Here is a 16,934-nt window from a genome sequence, read left to right on the forward strand (position 1 = left end):
TCAATGAATTACGAATCTCGGCGTATAACCATCTCCTACCTAGCAGTAATTGAATTGTGCAAAATTTTTGATTTACCTCAAGATGCGCCAACACAAGCATTATCAGCAGGTGTAGAGAAACTGATTTTTCAACACGGCAATGTGCAAGCATCACCCAAAGTTGAAACTTCACTTTCTACACAGCCCAATAAATCGGCACTTAGCGCAATGGTCACTAATTTCAAAGGGGCAGCATGACCAAATCCAGATTTAGAAACACGGTTTTAGGCATTGGTGCAACAGCAGCAGCGTTAGCCCTTGGCTACTTTGGAGTGCAGCACCTTGGCAGAAACAATATGTTCACCATTGCCGCAGCCGTGGGTGGTGCAGGGGCTATCAGCTATGTACTTCAAAAGCCGAACCAGCCACAAGCGCCAAACAGTGAGCCAGAAGCACCAACCGCACCGATGAAAACCCAAAGGAGAAGAAATAAGTCATGAGCGACCAAGAAACCATGCAGACACAGCCAAGCCTAACGACCACCGAAATAATGACCATCATCCTCGGTTGCGAACAGATTCTTCGGTTCGTGCAAGCATCTCCCAATTACAAGCAAATCGAAGCCTCCGAAAGGTTCAGTACATCGAATGACTTAAAGATGGGCGATGCTGTGCAAGCTTTGATGGAGATTCACGAAGCGATTCTAAATATCGAGTTCTACTCTCAAGTTTGAGGAACTTATGTTAGAAACGACAACTTTGCAACGTAATCACCTGTACGAATTTCGCGGTCAACAACTGCGCTACAGCCATCAGTCTAATTGTCGAGTCAATGCCCCTTTCATATTCAATGACTCTAAGGGCAGAAGAAAAGAACTAAGCCAAAACCAAGTACAGAGGGAGGTTTTTGAACTTGTTGAATTTCGTGAGAACTGATGATGAAGCGATTGCACCGACGACCAATCATTGCAATCGCCTCACTCCAGGACGTATCTCTCGCCGCAAAAACGAAAGTACATAAGGATCTTAGCAGCATGGCACTCGATTACAAAAATCCCAACGATTGGGGACGCTGTTCTTTCACTGATAATGCTTTGAAACTCCAGCAATTTAAGGCTCTTAACCCAACAGCTACGAAGCGCGAAATAAATAGTTTTCTTTGCAGCCTTTACTTACCCCTCACAGGAACTGAATTCTTAGCAACTCATGAAACTATTGATGACCATCCATACTCTGCTGCATTTGGTCAATTCTTGGGTAATGGGATTGACGCGGACATTGCAAATATATTGGCGTTTGGTGAGAAGAGATTTGATTTAATTTCTGAAGATTTTGATGATCCAATACGGCAACTAGCAACGAGAATTTATAGCCGATTTGAAGAGATGGGTTACTGGGATAAGTTGCCCCAATCATCCAGCAATATCGACTACGACAACATACCTTATTAGGAGGTTCAGTAATGGATTTTGCAATACGTAATCCGGTCGTTGGTCATGCAAGCCATATTGATGAAAAAGCGCTTTCCTGGGGAGGGTTTGAGTCTGATATATTGGGCTATCTCTCTGATATAAATAAGCTCGAACAGTTTGCAGATTACGCGAATAATGCCCAAGAATTATCTGACCGATTAGAGCCTTTTTTAGACAACGCCAAGGTCGTCTTTGAGGCGATGGAGAAGCTGACCAAAGGACAAGTTACCTGGACAGAACTTCGCAAACAATACGGCTCTCATGTAGCGGGTGCTATCGCCAAAATTCGCAAACTCAATTCGGAATTTGATTCAGAGATGAGTAAAATAGATGCCCAAGATAGAGCCGACTTGTTGCGAATTGACCAAAAGCGTAAACACGCTTTAACTGAAGTTGCAGCCCAATTACACCATGATTTGCAAGCCGAATTGTGGAGACATGAAAACAAGATAAGTGGGATAGAAAATAGACAAGTTGTGCAAGCCGAAAGGCAAGCAATCACAACAGGACTGAGAGAGAAACGACAACAATTGTTAGCCCGTGCAAGGTATGGCTCAAGAGCATTAGAGCCAAATCAAACACCCCAGGAAGTGATACCAGTTACTAGCCAAAATCATGCACCAGCATCTAGTGTTTCTGCAACGGGAACAGTTCGCGGTTGGGGTGCAATGTTGGGTAATTTATGGCAGAAGTTAGGCGACCGATAACTATTAGTTAGGTAAGGCTGATGCTAGTAAGGAAACGAAATGAAGATTCCCATAGCGTCAGCCCTTTCTTGCATGAAGGGCTGGCACAGACTCCACAACAACAGAAACAAGAGAAACCATCACAACCGCAACCATTACAAGAAAATAACAGAGGTAGAACATTTAGACGTGCTGGTAATGCTTGTGAAATTGTGGCTGGCAGTTGTTTAAACAGTGCAGTGATTTTTACTTTTCACCTGTTGCAAGTTCACCCCGTTGGAATGTTCCTAGCTGTAGGTACTGCACACCTGTATTTTACTGCCACTGCAACAGGTGAAGGGTTCAATAATTTCGTCACTAATTTAATGACTGGATGCAGTGCGTCATTAGCCCTATTGTGTGCGCTCAATGAACCGATTAGTGAATGGAATGAAGCGAGAACTTCTACTAGTACAGCTAATACTTTTATTGAGTCGGTTTATAAGCCAAAAACTGCTGAATCTTCAAGTTGGATGGATGGTGCAGGAGTGGGCATATTTCTAGCGATATTAATGTTTTTTCTATTTGGTGGTAAAAGAGGTAAATGAACTATCTATCTGAGAAACATAAACAGTTATCCGAGTCGCAACAATCGGGTTTAATGAAGTGGTTTGGTCGCTTACCAATGGACAAGAAAGCTGTTGCAATTGGGCTAAGTTTAACTGTGGGTATTAGCTCGGCTGCGATGGCTTGGAAAGGAACCAGCAGTGATCGGATCTACTTTTGTGTCAAAACCCCTTCAAAAACATTGACCTGTGAGGATAAAAATGGACGACCTTTCAGGATGACCCCATTTTATTGGTCACAGTGGAAGAGTGATGGAATGCCGCGCCAAATAGTGCGTAACCCAGCTATGGGGGTAAACGGCTTAGTCAAAGCAACTAACCCATATAAAGCGTTTTGGGCGTTTGGTGGATTCCTGGGGTTTGCGCTTGCTGGCTGGATGCTTCGCCATTGCCAAGAGGAGGAGAAGCAGAGAGCAGTTTTTGAAGACATCGCCCAAAAACGGGACGCAGCAAAGGCAGAGATGGCCGCACGTTCCGAGCTACTAGAGAGTTGCCGAGACGTTGCGATCGCAGAAGTGCAATTACAAGCTGACCTGGATCTAGTCGCTAATGATCGCACTGTGGATATCCAAAAAGCCGAGATTTACGCCCACACGGAGATTGAAGTTACCCAAATGGAGGCAACTGATGCCATTTTTGAGGCGCAAACGGCTGGGATGACTGAGCAACAGAAGGCAGATTACATTAAGCAGTTGCGTGAGATGAAAACGCCTTACCTGCAAGGGAGTCAGACATTGCAAGGGACGATTGACCCCAACGATAAGGTTACTGGAGATGAACAGGGCGCAATCGCACCGGGAGCAACCCCAACAGGTGATTACCTTCACCCATCAGAAGGTCTTGCCCTAAATACTTTGCAAGCCCTAGCCAGAGCCGATAGTTCCACTGCTTTAGTTGCTGCACCAGGGAGTGGTAAATCAGTCACCCTCAATTATCTAATTGGGAAAATCTTAGCTGATTCCCCGACGGCTGATATTTGGGTGATTAGTGCTAAGAATGATAGTTTCTGCGGTTTACGAGAGAAGGAGCGGGTAATTGTCTTTGATCAGGAAAACCCAGACCTAGCAAAAGAGGTAATTGACAACTTTTACACGGACTACAAAAAGCGTAAGCAACTACCAGAATCAAAGCGCGAATCCTTACCACCATTGATTCTAATTCTGGATGACTGGTTAGTGATTGCTGACCAATTAAGCAAGCATTACTCGGATTGGAATTATGGGAGTAAATTGCTTGATATTCTGCTGATTGGTCGAGAGTTTAATACTAAATTTATTGCTTCCCTACAGTCTTTTAATTTGGCGGCTTTGGGCATTGAAAAGATGGATGCTCAAACTCGTCTGTGTTTGAATTTATTGCTCTTAGGTAACAGGTATATCAAGAATGGAAGGGAGCAAGAATCTTATGGGGTACTGGAGTTGATTTTAAATAGAGGTGACATTATCCCAGGTAAGCAAGAACGGGAGCAAATTAAATCTAAATACTTGGATATTAAAGCAGTCTCCTATCAAAACTTACGCCCAGTGATGATTGCTTCTGTTGGGGGGTTTGTAGTTGCCTTAATGCCTCAATTATCTAATCAAGCCAAGTCAATTGCTTCGGAGCAGGAATATTTAGATAGAGTATTTGACCTGGAATTTAATCTAACTGCTGCTCACCATCACCAGCCGAAACCATTATCTGAGGTAGCAAAAAAGATTTATGAATACTTCCAAAATGTCAAGACTAAAACACCAAAAACATTACGCGATTTGAAGAAAGCAGATAGGTTATCCGGCTATTCAGAGTCAGAATTAGTTGATGGTTTAGCTGAATTAGTTAAGGCTGAAAAGATAAATTCTGATGGCAATGATAGCTACTCCCTACCTGATTGGTGAAAGTCCTGCCGTGATGCCGTGGTCATAATAAGGGATGTTTTACGGGCTTTTCTCGGTGTCCACGGCATCACGGCAAATCACGGCAATCCATGCCATGTATAGGTCGTAGCCTACGGCACTGCTACGGCAGCACGGACACCCACGGCAGAAGCATCAATAATAAGTCCGCCAATAAACAGCCATTTATTATTAGAGGATTAATACAATCATGCTGAAAATAGTAATTGTTGAACCAGAAACATTCACTCTCTTAGGCATCAAAGGCGCTATTTCACAATCTCCTGATATAGAAGTAACTGGTGATGCCACCAGTGGGAAGATAGGTTTTCAGTTAATTGAACAGACCAACCCTGATGTTGTGTTAGTTGATTTACTCTTACCCGACATGAGTGGTTTAGAACTGACTAGCTCAATCAAAAGGAAAACTAATAGTAAAGTGGTGATTTTTACTAATCAGACTCATTCCGACTTTATTAAGTCAGCTTTTCGTCATGGGGCTGATTCTTATATGCTCAAGAGTGCTGATATAGAATTGATTGAACTAGCCATCAAGAGAGCTTACTCTGATGAATGCCTGCTTGACCCGAAGCTGGCTAAAAAACTGTTAAAAAGCCTTGATAAAAATAGATATATTGACCCAAACTCCGTTGACAAAAACTTGCTTGACTCTCCCACCGAACGACAAATACAAGTCCTACGTTTACTGGCTCAGGGTTTAGGTTTTGAACAGATTGCCAAAGAAATGTTTCTCTCTGTTAGTACAGTCAAACATTATGCCAGCGATTTGTACAGTAAATGGCACGTCAAGAACAGTTATGAGGCTATCAAAAGAGGGGCGATGCTCGGTTATATCGACTATAACTTGATTGTGAATGAATGATGTATTGGTGAGGAGAGCGAAAGAATTAAATCGGGGAGTGGTAGGATTTAATTATTCTCTTTAATGGCTACATCTGTAAGGGGGTTAGGTTCGATTAACTGGCAACAGCAATGTATCTTCAATTTCCTGGCGAACTGGACGACTCACGTAACATTCGCTGTTAAGACAATCAATTAGCAACTTATTAGCGTCATAATACTGTTGCAATAGTTTTCTCTGGTCGCCGTTGAACTGCCAGTCATGTCCAATATTGCGATGTTTAATCATCAAGGATCTGAGTTCTTTAGCCCAAGCATGACCACTTTCTTGCCACCAATGCTTAAATGATTTTTTATCATCAGCCCTTGGGTCGGGCAGTTGGTCTTTGAGTTGTTGTAGCGATCGCTTTAATTCGAGGTCGAGGGCGAGGGCGAGGGAGCGGTCGAGGAAGCGGTCGAGGAAGCGGGAGAGGTCGCGGTCGAGGAAGCGGGAGAGGTCGCGGTCGAGGTCGCGGTCGAGGTCGCGGTCGAGGTCGCGGGAGAGGAAGCGGGAGCGGTCGAGGGAGCGGGAGAGGGAGAGGTCGAGGTCGAGGTCGCGGGAGCGGTCGAGGGAGAGGGAGCGGGAGAGGGAGAGGGAGCGGTCGAGGGAGCGGGAGAGGGAGAGGTCGAGGTCGAGGTCGAGGGAGCGGGAGAGGTCGAGGTCGAGGTCGAGGGAGCGGGAGAGGGAGAGGTAAAGGGCCCGAATAGCCGCAGGTTTATAGGGGACTTCCAGAGAACTCGATTTCAGATTAGCCCAAGTGAGTAACTGTTGCAATGTTTCATCAGTAGTAAGAAGCATATCGATTTGGTGTTTCATCAACTGCAACACGGAGTCTGCACTCTCTAACATTCCCACTGTTAGTAAAAAGACTTCCCGCCACCGCTTTTCAGTAATGTGAGCAGCTAAGAGTTGTAAAGTTTCGTCTTGGGCTGCGTATGGGTTGGAACTGCTAACAAGTTTTCTGGCTGTAAAATATTCATGAAAGGTCAAGTGTGAGAAAGAGTAAATGCCTCTTGCCCTTTCTACGAACAAACCATGCTGGGCTTCAATTGACTTCAACACTGCTTCGCTATCCAGTTGTAGTGCTTCTAAATCAGTATTAGCCTCTGGTAAGTTACTGATGTATTTAGTAATGTGTCGCTCAATGTCTTTTTGTTTAAAAAAGTATTCCCCCCGGTCAAAAGTTTCTTTAGCAATTTGACTAAGTAAATCTTCCTTTCGTTTTAGGGATAGCTTCTTATATACTTGGTCACGTTCTATGTTTCGCTTGACATCCCATTTTTTTAGCAAAACATCCAAGCCTTCTTTATATAATTCAGAGCGATTTGTTGGAAAACTACCAGATTCTTCAAATACCAAACACAACAATGTCAGCAATAGTGGACTTGTTGCTAACTCCTGAATGGGTTTATCTTCTTCCAACTTCTTGTGAATTTGTTCAGCTTTTACTAGATCGTTCTTTACTTGGAACCATTTATTGGTAAAACTGACAATTTGTTGAAAGTTAAAGTCAGCAATTTCAACTTCAGTAAACTGCTCAAAAGTATATTCTCGTGCAGCGATTCGGCAGGTAATAACAACCTGATTTTGAGGAAATTTAGTTGTAAAGTCTCGAATTTCCTGCAACACCAGCTTGCTATCTACGTCTTTGACTTCATCTAGTCCATCCAGTAATATTAAGAGCTTGCCTTGATTAAGAAGTTGTTCTACAGATGTTAAATCAACAAGGTTTTCTGTATCAGCCTTAGTCCACTTGAAAAAAGATTCCAAAAATCCCGATTTTATTTTTGTATTGGGTGCAATGCCATAGCTCGCAAAAATTTGGATTAAATACTCCAATAAACTAGGCTTGTTGGATGCTTCTGCAAAGTCTTTCAGCGTAATAAATAAGGGGATACGCTTTGGCTGAAACCTGCCCTCGATACACTGAAGCGTTAAATATTTGAGGAAGGTGGTTTTTCCAGCCCCTGGTTTACCCAAAATCATCAACTTTGAGTACTTGTTGACTGCCTCCAGCCCAGAAACTCGTTTTTCATTCACTGTACCCAGACTAAATCGCTCAAAATCTTCCAACGAAATGCGACGCAGAAGTTCAGCAATTTCTAGCCGCTTACGTCCGGTTATTTTCTCCAAAATGTTGACACTGATGTAAATGTTGTCCAAACCTATTGGTTGATCCATATCTAGCACTCGTATGGTGCTACATCGGTTTTTAATGCTCTCCCGAAGGTTTTGGTTCTCTCGTGCAGTTTGCACTAGCTCATCAATACTTAGGGTTTTAACTGCAATTTCTTCCCCAGCTTCTAGTTCTGCAATTTCTTCCCACTCCAAGCCCAATTCTGTGCAAATAGCTTGGAATATACCATTCTCAACAGGTTTTCTGTCAAAAAAATTCTTGAGAGTTGGACGAGAACATCCGACAACCGCTCTAAAGTATTCCTTAGTCCACCCCTTCAGCTTAAATGCGTTGTTAGCTGTTTTTAGTCCTGCTGTTGATGCTTGCAGTGACCTTGATGACTTTGCCATTAACCCACCACTTTTACATAAGTCTTACATAAGTCTACGTCTTAATTTTGACCAAAGTTTTGAGATTCTGGGGTCTCATTGTAATAGAAGACAGTTAAAGCGAGTCTGGCAGCTACCAAACTAGCACTGAAAAATCTACTTAATGAGGTTAATCCAATGGTTAATAAAACTAACCCCACACAGTCTAATAATACTCTTGTCCAGTCACTGATGAAGATTGCCCTTTCACTGGGGTTTATGCTTGGTTCAGGTTTTGTATATGGTTTAGTTCAAACTGCTTTTTATCCCAAGCACCATGAACAATCTGCCCAAGCTGAACTCTGTCACGTTGGTCGTGCAGAGTACGAGATGTTGAAACCAGAAATGTCCTTAATGGAGGTGCGGTCAATCTTATTGTGCCGAGGTAGCGAACATAGCAGTTCTGCGACAACAGCAACCTTTGTTTGGGAAAATCCTGACGGTTCTAAAATCATGGTTACTTTTGAGCATGACTTGCTCAAGAATAAACAGCAGTCGGGATTGAAGTAAACAACTGGAGACAGGCGATCAAGCGAGTGCGATCGCCTTTTTCTCTTTGAAGTTGAACCCTTAGCTGGCCCAACCTGTGGCACAAGAGCGACCGCCATGAATAGGTTGATATCCGTGGCTGATAGCAACGATTGATCAACCCTTGGTATAGAAGAAGTATAGATAGTTGAGACAGCCCCACATGAGCCTCTGCTATTGGTGCAGATTATACCTGCAAGTGGTCAACGTGCTGCAAGCATAAGCTAATTTAATCAGCCAACGCCATCATGCGGGTTGTAGCGGTTGCGATTGATAAGTTGGAATTGATGAGGTGCGATCGCGTTGGTGTCGCCAACGGAGTTACAATACTTTGGGTCATCAATTACACGTTATCAGTCATTCGTGTAATCCCCGAATCGGCACAAAAATGAAAGTAGACGGCAACAGCATAAAACCCTGATTGTGGACATCCCACCAGGGCTTGCAGCAATCCTGGGCGAATACCAACTAAAACCGGGAGCAATGTTCCCTGGTATGCGCGGTGTAACAGAACGTCTGACCCGATTCATGGCAGACAAGATTCTACGGGATGCCTGCAAGCGGATTGGAGTAGAGGGAGTCAGCACTCATTCAGTAATAAAAGTCCGAAGTATCAAATTTTTCAACCACTTTTGGCAATTGAGTTTGATAAATAGATTACAATCTTTTATTTCAACAATATGACTTAAATAACATTTTTTTCTTTTTTTTGTGTTTAAAGTGAATATCATCGAAAAACAAAACAAAAGCGAGAAAAACGATGCTATTAGACACTGCAACCTTAATTTTGTCTGAAAATGCAGATGAAGATAACTTATCGCTTCAATCTGCACTTAGCGAAAATCACGTAGATTTAATTCAGGCTCTTGCAACAGCTATCACTGATGAAAATTTAAAAGTTTTTTGAAGGAAAAACCAAAGATTTTGTTGTTGCGAATCCAGACAGTGCTTGTGCTTATATGCCTGACGGACAAAAGTATAGTGGTAAGTTTGAACCTGTTCTATAATCCATTATTTTCTCGCTAAATCTCTAGTAAAAAGGATTTATTTCATGAGTTATCTTTTGGAACGGTGTGTCTTTAGATGTAATAGCAATAACATGAGATAATTTATTATTTAGTTTTAAAAAAATAACTATGGCACTGGTTAAGCATTAACTTCCCAGTGCTTTTTGTTTTTAATGTTTTAGAGGCTAGAGTAAGAAGAAAGGATAGATATTTTATAGAGGAAATCAATACTTATTTTTAGCGTGTTTAAATATTAAAAAAAGCAAAAACCGATATTTTTTGTATCAGAAAAATCATTAATTTATCTTCCTAGGAAATATAGTTTTTTTAGATATCTAATCTTAATAAGTAATACATCATGCCTAATGGTTCATCAATAAGAACAGTACAAACGACAGGTCGTTATTTGGTTCTGCTACCTGAAGGAGAAGCAAGTTCTGGAATGGCAGCATTAACGGATTCAACGGGGGTTAGAGATATTGATGATTCTGCTGTTAGTAATATAGGAGTTGCAGTAGTTGCCTTAGATCCAAATCAATTACAGTCTCTTATTGCTGCTGTAGCTGGACCACAACCTATATTAGCCGCTGAACCAGAACAGATTATGTATGCGTTAGAAAGCATTGTAATAAGTGGAGATACGGCTAATTATCTCCAAGGTTACAAAGATGGTGTCAATAATCTAGTAAATAGTTTGACAAATGATCAAGTTGCACTAAAAGAACAATTAACAACTTCTGCGTTTTCTAATGGTGCTACAACCTGGGGACTGCAAGCAACCAAAGTTGTCCGTAGTCGCTATAGTGGTGCTGGTATTAAAGTTGCAGTTCTTGATACGGGTTTAGACTTGACCCATCCTGACTTTGCTGGTCGCACTATTACTAGTCGTTCTTTTATCAAAGACGAAGACGTTCAAGATTTACAAGGTCACGGAACTCACTGTATTGGAACTTCTTGTGGACCTTTAAATCCACCCGAACCTTCTTCTCCCATGCGCTACGGCATTGCTTACAATGCAGAAATCTTTGCGGGTAAGGTTTTGAGTAATCAAGGGTCTGGTGCTGATGGAGGCATTTTAGCTGGCATTGATTGGGCAATTACCAATGGTTGTCAAATTATCTCAATGTCTTTAGGTGCGCCTACTCGTCCTGGAGATACTTACTCTCCAATATATGAAGAAGTTGCCAAACGTGCCCTTAGTCGAGGAACTTTAATTATTGCTGCTGCCGGTAATGAAAGTGCTAGAAATGGAAGACGACTAGTTCCTCCAAGTCCTGTAGGTCGTCCCGCTAATTGCCCCTCAATTATGGCTGTAGCTGCTCTAGATAAGCAACTACAAATTGCTTATTTCTCCAACAGTTCAATTAATCCTGATGGCGGAGAGATTGATATTGCAGGACCAGGTGTAGATGTTTATTCTACTTGGTCAACAGATCCAATGACAGTTCTACCACCTAATGGGTTGGGACCATCAAGATACGTCGCCATTAATGGTACTAGTATGGCGACTCCTCACGTAGCAGGAATTGCAGCCCTCTATGCCGAAGCAACTGGGAAAAGGGGATACGAACTTTGGGCTTTATTAATGCAAAATGCTCAAAGATTAAACTTACCATCAAGTGATGTGGGAATTGGTTTGGTTCAAGCACCTATTTAATATAACGTAAGTTAGGACATCTTGAATCTTGCTAAGATGATAAGTAGGTAAATAGAAAAAACATAAATCAATCTGTATTCTATCAAAGTTAACAAGTAGTTAAATTCTAACTACTGGAAACTGATAGTTATTACAAGTTTGGTGATATTGTGTTTGCTTGTATATATCTACTTATCAAACGATATATTTAGCAAAAATCCACTTTCTATTCAAAGTAATAAGATGTCCCAAGTTCAAGTATCTGTATCTGTTGACAATGTTCATTTACATCAAATTGGGCAAATTTCCCAACAATTACGGTTATACGGGATGAATGTGGAACAAATTTTATCCAGTATTGGTGTTATTAACGGTTCAATTCAATCCGAACTGCTTAATAGTCTTTATCAAATTGAGGGAATAAAAAATATTGAAACCCAACAAAATTACCAATTACTTCCTCCCAATTTTGATATTCAATAATTTTGAATCTTGATAATTTCAATAGAAATCTAAAGATTTTCTATGTGCAGGTGGCAAAATCATACTAACTTTTTTGGCTGACGAAAAACTTCGTATACTAAACATTATTTAATGCTAAAGGCATTTATAAGGTATTTACAAGGATTTTTTTAAAAATGGCATTTGTAAGGTAAACCAATGGCATTTCAATGGTATCTCAATGGCAAATATAAGGATTTATTTGCACCTAAAACAATAAAAATCACCGTTTTTTACAAAATCCTTCTTTTTTGTCAAAAATAAGGTACTGCAATGGCATCTCCAAGGTATTTACAAGGTAAACACAAGGTAAATCTAAGGATTTAGACCCCAAAAACCTCATTTACCACCCTGATTTCTCCGCCAAAAATTCCTGACCAAAACTTACGCACAGTACGCAAAAAATTTTGGCCAGTTTTTTGAGCCAAAACTAAAAAGACTTGAACCAACATCAAAAAACAATACTCACTAACTACATTTGTAATATCAAAACAGTACTCCACTTTTGAGTTACACCTTAGCGGCGCTGTAAACATCACTTATTACATAGGAATTATGTAGATTATAAGTATTGAAATAGTAGTTCTAAATACCTTGCTCAACTGGTAGCTGTTGGGTAGCTCAACTGGTGACACATAGCTACCAGTTGAGTAGTAAAAAAGCGAGTTGTTGAAAATTTGATGATTTTCCAACTGGTAGCTATAGAGTAGCCCTACTGCTACCAGTTGAGCAGAAGAAATTTAGAGAAAATTTCGGGCGTAATGCTTACTGACAATGACTTACAGCAAATTTTGAACGCTGGATTCATTCTCAATAACTTCAAAATTATTGAGAATGTATAATACATTTATGTTGCAATTGTGCTTCAATAATTCTTTCTAGAGCTTAACCTGCCACGCTAAAATTCGATTATTTTTCTTTGATGCTTAGTCACGAATTGTTCATTTTACAATCTCCACGCTTGTTAATAGAGATGAAACTTATTTTAAGTAGTGAAATTGTCTGATTAGTCACAGTTACAAATAGCAGACAAAAGTAACCTAAATCCCCGATTCCTGTGCAAAATGTCTGCTACTCTGCACAGCTTATACACGCATTGTCATGTTATAGCTGTCAGGAAACTTTGATTATTCACTACAAAATGTCTGCTATTTTGCACATCGCTTTGACCCCAAAATTGGTGTCTAATACATACACCAACTAGCTTTTAGGCACTTTTATCAAACTGGCGCATTCTCAATAACTTGAAAATTATTGAGAATTAATAATACATTTGTGTTGCAAACGTACTTCAAAAAACTGCTCAATCGAGTAATTGCTTGAGCAAGTGAATCTGTAATTCCAACTGTGAGATAGAGTAAATCACAGCAGTCCTTAGAGTGTCGCTGTCAGTGCCAATACGCTTCATGACAAAAGGCCCCCAGCACATTCTTAAAGTACTCAAAACAATTTTAGTCAGACCTCTGCCCGACATTCGACGCTCTCGTTCTCGTAAAAATTGCAGCAACTGACCATCGCTACTGTCGTGACTGCGCTTAATCGAAAGCACTTCTAAATTAGGTTGCTCCATGTCCTGTATTCCTACCGAATTAAAGGAGATTATGAGTAAGCCATCGTGTTGATTGATACCAAATTTTGATGACTGTCAAAATGCGCCGTAAACTACCCCTAGTATCCCTCTACTGTACCAAATGACAGTCGTTTGACAGTCATTGTCCAAAAACCCGATGACTGTCAAACGACTGTCGTTATACCCCCTAAAGGTGCTTTTGGGCGTATTTTCGCACCAAGCAGTAAGCGCGATTTCTCCCCCAAAAGTGGATTTCGGGGTTTTGTATAAGTGATACCATACTCACTATGGTTTCATGCCCTGCGGGTGGCTGCGCCATCTCTCGCTGCGCTCGTGACATGAAACCGCCGTTCGCCCAAAGGGGTTTTTCGTACTACAAAAGTACTGCATTTGTAGCATAAAACTTTTATGTCGCCACTAACGATTCTCAGAATTGAGAAACTAAAAACATTCGGCAACGTTGCCGGAAGTGATGACCATGTTACCAGAAACAGAGAAACACCCAACGCAGATCCAACTAGAGAGAATGTCCGGTTGATTGGGGGAGAAGACGAACGCGCATTAGAGGAGATAGTCAAAGAAAAAATCTCTACACTCAAGCATCGCCCTCGGCATGATGCAGTCTTATGCACCGAGATGTTTCTCTCGGCATCGCCTGAATATTTCCGCCCAAAAGATCCATCTCTGTCCGGGCAGTGGTCTGATTCACTGATGCAGCAATGGGCGATCGCATCTCGTGACTGGCTATCTCAAAACTATGGATCAAAGTGCGTCAGCGCAGAGCTTCATCTAGATGAAAGTACCCCACACATCCACGCCTACATCGTGCCGTTGAACGATAAAACCGGGAGAGTCAGTCATGATGCGATGTTTGGCGGTAGAGGTGGACAGGGAAGAATCAAGTTATCCAAGCTGCAAGATAGCTATGCTGATGCACTTGCTCCTTTGGGCATTGAACGAGGAGTCAAGGGCAGTAAGGCAACCCACACCAAAGTAAAGGAGTATTACCAAGCCGTTAATAGTGAACCACTAAACAACGTCTGGTCAAATAAAAAACTTGAACCCGAACCTTTTGAATCAGCTACAAATTACGTTGCTCGGATTCAGAATGATCACCAATTCCACGCCATCAACCACCAACTGGCTGACCGCGCTTTCATGCAAGAGCGACTAGAACGTGCGGAGCAACGGGCTAGGGCCAGCGAGAAGGAACGACAACGGCTAGAAGAAATTGTACGATCGCTGGAATTGAAAACCCAACAACTGCGCGACTTGGCTTTAGAGGATGTCGCCTGGGAACTGGGGCTAAATTACGAGCGTGAGCGGTGGCGGGGTCACGGACACATCATTAATATAGATGCGGAAAAATTCTATGACTTTGCTCCCGAACACTCCAAAGGCTCTGGCGGTGCGATTGATTTGGTAATGCACGTCAATCAGTGCAATTTTCGGCAAGCGGTTGTCTGGTTAGATGAGCGATTCGGGGAAGCTGGGGTAGAACGGGCAGCTCTAGCTCACGTTAAGAACAGGGCGGCTGACATTATCCAGACCCAAGCCCGTCCCCAATTCACCCCACCCGTTGAAGATAAAGCTAACTGGTCTGCCGTTGAAAATTACCTCACTCAATTTCGGGGCATCCGCTCTGACTGTGTACAAATGCTTCATAACCAGGGGCTAGTTTACGCTGATGATAAACAAAATGCTGTTTTTGTCATGCGGAATCTTGATGGTCAACGTAACGGTGCATTCTTACGAGGAACTAGGGGAGAGAACAACAGCTTTTTGGGATACTCTAAAGGCACTAAACGCAGTGATAGCTGGTTTTACTTCAGTTTGGGGGGAAAGGCTAATGATAAAACCTCAACAGCTATTCTGTGCAAGTCCCCCATCGATGCTATCTCAAGAGCCATGCTGGAATATCTTATCAGGGGCGATGTTCCACCCGAACGAACAGTCTATATGGCTATTGATGACATCAAGAGCTTACCACTTGAGCGATTGCAGAAAGTTCCTAATATACTGGTGGCGTTTGGTAACGATAAAAGCTCTGATGCGGCAGCACAGCGTGTATTAGAACTAATGCCACAGTCCCAAATCAAAAAATCTAAAGCCAGTGATTGGAATCAGCAGCTACTCGATTATGGGCAGCAGTTAAGGCAACAGCAGCAGCAACGCCAGCAGGATGATGAATTGAGTCTTTAATAGTCAGCGATCAAGAGAGTGAACTGTACTGTTAGTTTTGTAGTATTAATGTATTTATTTAGTATTTGTTTTGATTCAAGTGATTTGAAACTTTTTTCTTTATTTTTCTCCTCATTTTCCTTAACCGAGCAGTATTGGTATATTCACGGTTTTTTGAGTCACTATAAATTATGATTTTATGAGAAAAAATACTTACAAACAACCCACATTATACAAATGACATATTGTCATAGTCTTTTAAAAGATAGGTAGATTTTACGCAAATTTAGCCAACTTATTTATAAAATTATATGAGTAATTAATTATTAAAAGTTTGATAAAACTGACAGAAAAATAGAGACAATTGTATAGCGATAGACATAAGCTCATACTAGTGAGCAAAAGTTTATACAAATTCCATAAGATATTTTATCTGCCTACTTTGTATCATAAATGCCTATTAATGCCATATACATAGTAGGCATATAATTCCTGTCGTGAATACACTTATGAATTGATATAAACATTTCTCTAAAATACAAATTCATTCTTGAAATCTCAGGCCGCATCAAAAGTGAAAAGCAAATTTCTCCATTTATCAGCTTCAGTTTTACTAGCTACCGGAATCGGTGGTGCATTCGTGGCTGCACCAGCACAGGCAGTTGTATGCAGTACCAGCAACATCTCTCTTGGAGGAGTAAATGCTACAGCTTGTGCAGGCGCATTTTCTGGTAATGACACAGGCGCAGGTAATCCTTTAGAAACTCTCTTAGATGGTGGACTATTTGCCAGTTCTGTGGGTACTGCTGATTGGACACTACTTGCTAAATCTGATCAAGCAAACTCTCTGTTTACAGCAACCAACAATACTAATATTGGCAGTTGGAGTCTTTCTCAGCCGTTAACTAGTAACACCTTTGTAGTAAGTCTGAAAAGCAGCACTAATTACAGTGCCTATCTATTTAAAGATTATGATTGGTCTAAAGGTTTGACAGGAGTTTTCAATACCATTGGTGTTGATTTAAATGGTAGCGGGAATGCAGGTAAAGCTCTATCTCATGCTTCATTATTCGTTTCTAATATCAGTAGTAATCCAGTTCCTCAAGCAGTTCCAGAACCAGCTACTTTACTTGGTTTAGGTCTAGCTGCTAGTGGCATGGTAATTTCTCGTCGTCGGAAATCACTATAATAAGCAGTCAGTAATTTTAATTGGCGCAGAGTATAAGAAACCCGGTTTTTCAAAAAACTGGGTTTTTAATTTTTCGTTGCGTATAACAATGTCATATACAAAAAAGTAACAAATTATCAAATCTAAGCAGGATAATAGTTTTTAACCTTAATTCTCGGATCTACAGCCATCTATCTCGGCTCAATGCCAATTATAGGTGCAGATAATCGTCTTGAAAAGTTCAGCAAAGGCGGAAACGACGCGATATACTTTTCGCTGCGGT

General features: G+C 41.3%; 18 protein-coding genes. 16 read left to right on the forward strand and 2 right to left on the reverse strand.

Features of this window, described 5'->3' with window-relative positions; translation table 11 throughout:
• Nucleotides 1-3 precede the first annotated feature (3 nt).
• From ACFFRD_RS05595 to ACFFRD_RS05635, 9 genes are all read left to right on the forward strand, one after another.
• Nucleotides 4-237, forward strand: coding sequence for a hypothetical protein (locus ACFFRD_RS05595; protein WP_392477120.1), 234 nt, complete (start codon nucleotides 4-6; stop codon nucleotides 235-237).
• The gene (locus ACFFRD_RS05600) at nucleotides 234-479 is read left to right on the forward strand and encodes a hypothetical protein (protein WP_392477121.1); all 246 of its coding nucleotides are present in this window, start codon (nucleotides 234-236) and stop codon (nucleotides 477-479) included. Before ACFFRD_RS05595 ends, ACFFRD_RS05600 begins: the two co-directional genes overlap by 4 nt.
• Entirely contained in the window at nucleotides 476-712 is a 237-nt protein-coding gene (locus tag ACFFRD_RS05605; RefSeq protein ID WP_392477123.1) for a hypothetical protein, read from the forward strand. Before ACFFRD_RS05600 ends, ACFFRD_RS05605 begins: the two co-directional genes overlap by 4 nt.
• A gap of 7 nt (nucleotides 713-719) precedes the next feature.
• Nucleotides 720-914, forward strand: coding sequence for a hypothetical protein (locus tag ACFFRD_RS05610; RefSeq protein WP_392477126.1), 195 nt, complete (start codon nucleotides 720-722; stop codon nucleotides 912-914).
• Nucleotides 914-1,429 carry a hypothetical protein gene (locus ACFFRD_RS05615; protein ID WP_392477128.1) on the forward strand — a complete coding sequence of 172 codons (516 nt, stop codon included), beginning with the start codon at nucleotides 914-916 and terminating at the stop codon, nucleotides 1,427-1,429. Before ACFFRD_RS05610 ends, ACFFRD_RS05615 begins: the two co-directional genes overlap by 1 nt.
• Before the next feature lie 11 nt (nucleotides 1,430-1,440).
• On the forward strand, nucleotides 1,441-2,157 hold the full coding sequence (locus ACFFRD_RS05620; RefSeq protein ID WP_392477130.1) for a hypothetical protein: 717 nt from the start codon (nucleotides 1,441-1,443) through the stop codon (nucleotides 2,155-2,157).
• A gap of 20 nt (nucleotides 2,158-2,177) precedes the next feature.
• Nucleotides 2,178-2,723 (forward strand): hypothetical protein, encoded by a 546-nt coding sequence (locus ACFFRD_RS05625; protein ID WP_392477131.1) that lies wholly within the window; start codon nucleotides 2,178-2,180, stop codon nucleotides 2,721-2,723.
• Nucleotides 2,720-4,618: a hypothetical protein gene (locus ACFFRD_RS05630; protein WP_392477133.1), complete on the forward strand. Its 1,899-nt coding sequence runs from the start codon at nucleotides 2,720-2,722 to the stop codon at nucleotides 4,616-4,618. Before ACFFRD_RS05625 ends, ACFFRD_RS05630 begins: the two co-directional genes overlap by 4 nt.
• A gap of 208 nt (nucleotides 4,619-4,826) precedes the next feature.
• Nucleotides 4,827-5,498 carry a response regulator gene (locus ACFFRD_RS05635; RefSeq protein WP_392477136.1) on the forward strand — a complete coding sequence of 224 codons (672 nt, stop codon included), beginning with the start codon at nucleotides 4,827-4,829 and terminating at the stop codon, nucleotides 5,496-5,498.
• An 84-nt stretch (nucleotides 5,499-5,582) separates the two neighbouring features.
• Here the strand turns inward: ACFFRD_RS05635 and ACFFRD_RS05640 are convergent, their stop codons facing one another.
• Nucleotides 5,583-8,042: an NACHT domain-containing protein gene (locus ACFFRD_RS05640; RefSeq protein WP_392477137.1), complete on the reverse strand. Its 2,460-nt coding sequence runs from the start codon at nucleotides 8,040-8,042 to the stop codon at nucleotides 5,583-5,585.
• A gap of 156 nt (nucleotides 8,043-8,198) precedes the next feature.
• Between ACFFRD_RS05640 and ACFFRD_RS05645 the strand changes: the two genes are divergently transcribed.
• The 5 genes from ACFFRD_RS05645 to ACFFRD_RS05665 all read left to right on the forward strand — a co-directional run bounded on the left by ACFFRD_RS05645 (nucleotide 8,199) and on the right by ACFFRD_RS05665 (nucleotide 11,714).
• Nucleotides 8,199-8,570 (forward strand): hypothetical protein, encoded by a 372-nt coding sequence (locus tag ACFFRD_RS05645; RefSeq protein ID WP_392477139.1) that lies wholly within the window; start codon nucleotides 8,199-8,201, stop codon nucleotides 8,568-8,570.
• 441 nt (nucleotides 8,571-9,011) lie between these two features.
• Nucleotides 9,012-9,272, forward strand: coding sequence for a hypothetical protein (locus tag ACFFRD_RS05650; RefSeq protein ID WP_392477141.1), 261 nt, complete (start codon nucleotides 9,012-9,014; stop codon nucleotides 9,270-9,272).
• Between the two features lie 76 nt (nucleotides 9,273-9,348).
• Nucleotides 9,349-9,495, forward strand: a complete 147-nt coding sequence (locus ACFFRD_RS05655; protein ID WP_392477143.1) for a hypothetical protein — start codon at nucleotides 9,349-9,351, stop codon at nucleotides 9,493-9,495.
• A 458-nt stretch (nucleotides 9,496-9,953) separates the two neighbouring features.
• Complete coding sequence (locus tag ACFFRD_RS05660; RefSeq protein ID WP_392477144.1) at nucleotides 9,954-11,252, forward strand: S8 family serine peptidase; 1,299 nt, start codon at nucleotides 9,954-9,956, stop codon at nucleotides 11,250-11,252.
• Between the two features lie 222 nt (nucleotides 11,253-11,474).
• A complete protein-coding gene (locus ACFFRD_RS05665) occupies nucleotides 11,475-11,714 on the forward strand; it encodes a hypothetical protein (protein ID WP_392477024.1) in 240 nt (79 codons plus the stop codon).
• A gap of 1,321 nt (nucleotides 11,715-13,035) precedes the next feature.
• On the opposite strand, the gene ACFFRD_RS05670 is transcribed toward ACFFRD_RS05665, so the two are convergent.
• Complete coding sequence (locus ACFFRD_RS05670) at nucleotides 13,036-13,302, reverse strand: hypothetical protein (RefSeq protein ID WP_392477025.1); 267 nt, start codon at nucleotides 13,300-13,302, stop codon at nucleotides 13,036-13,038.
• A 408-nt stretch (nucleotides 13,303-13,710) separates the two neighbouring features.
• On the opposite strand from ACFFRD_RS05670, the gene mobV reads away from it, so the two are divergent.
• Both mobV and ACFFRD_RS05680 read left to right on the forward strand, forming a co-directional pair.
• A complete protein-coding gene (gene mobV, locus ACFFRD_RS05675) occupies nucleotides 13,711-15,504 on the forward strand; it encodes a MobV family relaxase (RefSeq protein WP_392477026.1) in 1,794 nt (597 codons plus the stop codon).
• A 553-nt stretch (nucleotides 15,505-16,057) separates the two neighbouring features.
• The gene (locus ACFFRD_RS05680; protein WP_392477028.1) at nucleotides 16,058-16,672 is read left to right on the forward strand and encodes a PEP-CTERM sorting domain-containing protein; all 615 of its coding nucleotides are present in this window, start codon (nucleotides 16,058-16,060) and stop codon (nucleotides 16,670-16,672) included.
• The last annotated feature ends 262 nt before the right edge of the window (nucleotides 16,673-16,934 follow it).

The sequence above is a fragment of the Nostoc sp. C110 genome (assembly GCF_043099725.1).
Taxonomy (GTDB): domain Bacteria; phylum Cyanobacteriota; class Cyanobacteriia; order Cyanobacteriales; family Nostocaceae; genus Nostoc; species Nostoc muscorum_A.

What these genes read in the sequence shown, in the direction of transcription:
- ACFFRD_RS05595 (WP_392477120.1), top strand. Translation starts at nt 4, where the DNA reads ATGAATTACGAATCTCGGCGTATAACCATCTCCTACCTAGCAGTAATT.
- ACFFRD_RS05600 (WP_392477121.1), top strand. Translation starts at nt 234, where the DNA reads ATGACCAAATCCAGATTTAGAAACACGGTTTTAGGCATTGGTGCAACA.
- ACFFRD_RS05605 (WP_392477123.1), top strand. Translation starts at nt 476, where the DNA reads ATGAGCGACCAAGAAACCATGCAGACACAGCCAAGCCTAACGACCACC.
- ACFFRD_RS05610 (WP_392477126.1), top strand. Translation starts at nt 720, where the DNA reads ATGTTAGAAACGACAACTTTGCAACGTAATCACCTGTACGAATTTCGC.
- ACFFRD_RS05615 (WP_392477128.1), top strand. Translation starts at nt 914, where the DNA reads ATGATGAAGCGATTGCACCGACGACCAATCATTGCAATCGCCTCACTC.
- ACFFRD_RS05620 (WP_392477130.1), top strand. Translation starts at nt 1,441, where the DNA reads ATGGATTTTGCAATACGTAATCCGGTCGTTGGTCATGCAAGCCATATT.
- ACFFRD_RS05625 (WP_392477131.1), top strand. Translation starts at nt 2,178, where the DNA reads ATGCTAGTAAGGAAACGAAATGAAGATTCCCATAGCGTCAGCCCTTTC.
- ACFFRD_RS05630 (WP_392477133.1), top strand. Translation starts at nt 2,720, where the DNA reads ATGAACTATCTATCTGAGAAACATAAACAGTTATCCGAGTCGCAACAA.
- ACFFRD_RS05635 (WP_392477136.1), top strand. Translation starts at nt 4,827, where the DNA reads ATGCTGAAAATAGTAATTGTTGAACCAGAAACATTCACTCTCTTAGGC.
- ACFFRD_RS05640 (WP_392477137.1), bottom strand. Translation starts at nt 8,042, where the DNA reads ATGGCAAAGTCATCAAGGTCACTGCAAGCATCAACAGCAGGACTAAAA.
- ACFFRD_RS05645 (WP_392477139.1), top strand. Translation starts at nt 8,199, where the DNA reads ATGGTTAATAAAACTAACCCCACACAGTCTAATAATACTCTTGTCCAG.
- ACFFRD_RS05655 (WP_392477143.1), top strand. Translation starts at nt 9,349, where the DNA reads ATGCTATTAGACACTGCAACCTTAATTTTGTCTGAAAATGCAGATGAA.
- ACFFRD_RS05660 (WP_392477144.1), top strand. Translation starts at nt 9,954, where the DNA reads ATGCCTAATGGTTCATCAATAAGAACAGTACAAACGACAGGTCGTTAT.
- ACFFRD_RS05665 (WP_392477024.1), top strand. Translation starts at nt 11,475, where the DNA reads ATGTCCCAAGTTCAAGTATCTGTATCTGTTGACAATGTTCATTTACAT.
- ACFFRD_RS05670 (WP_392477025.1), bottom strand. Translation starts at nt 13,302, where the DNA reads ATGGAGCAACCTAATTTAGAAGTGCTTTCGATTAAGCGCAGTCACGAC.
- mobV (WP_392477026.1), top strand. Translation starts at nt 13,711, where the DNA reads ATGTCGCCACTAACGATTCTCAGAATTGAGAAACTAAAAACATTCGGC.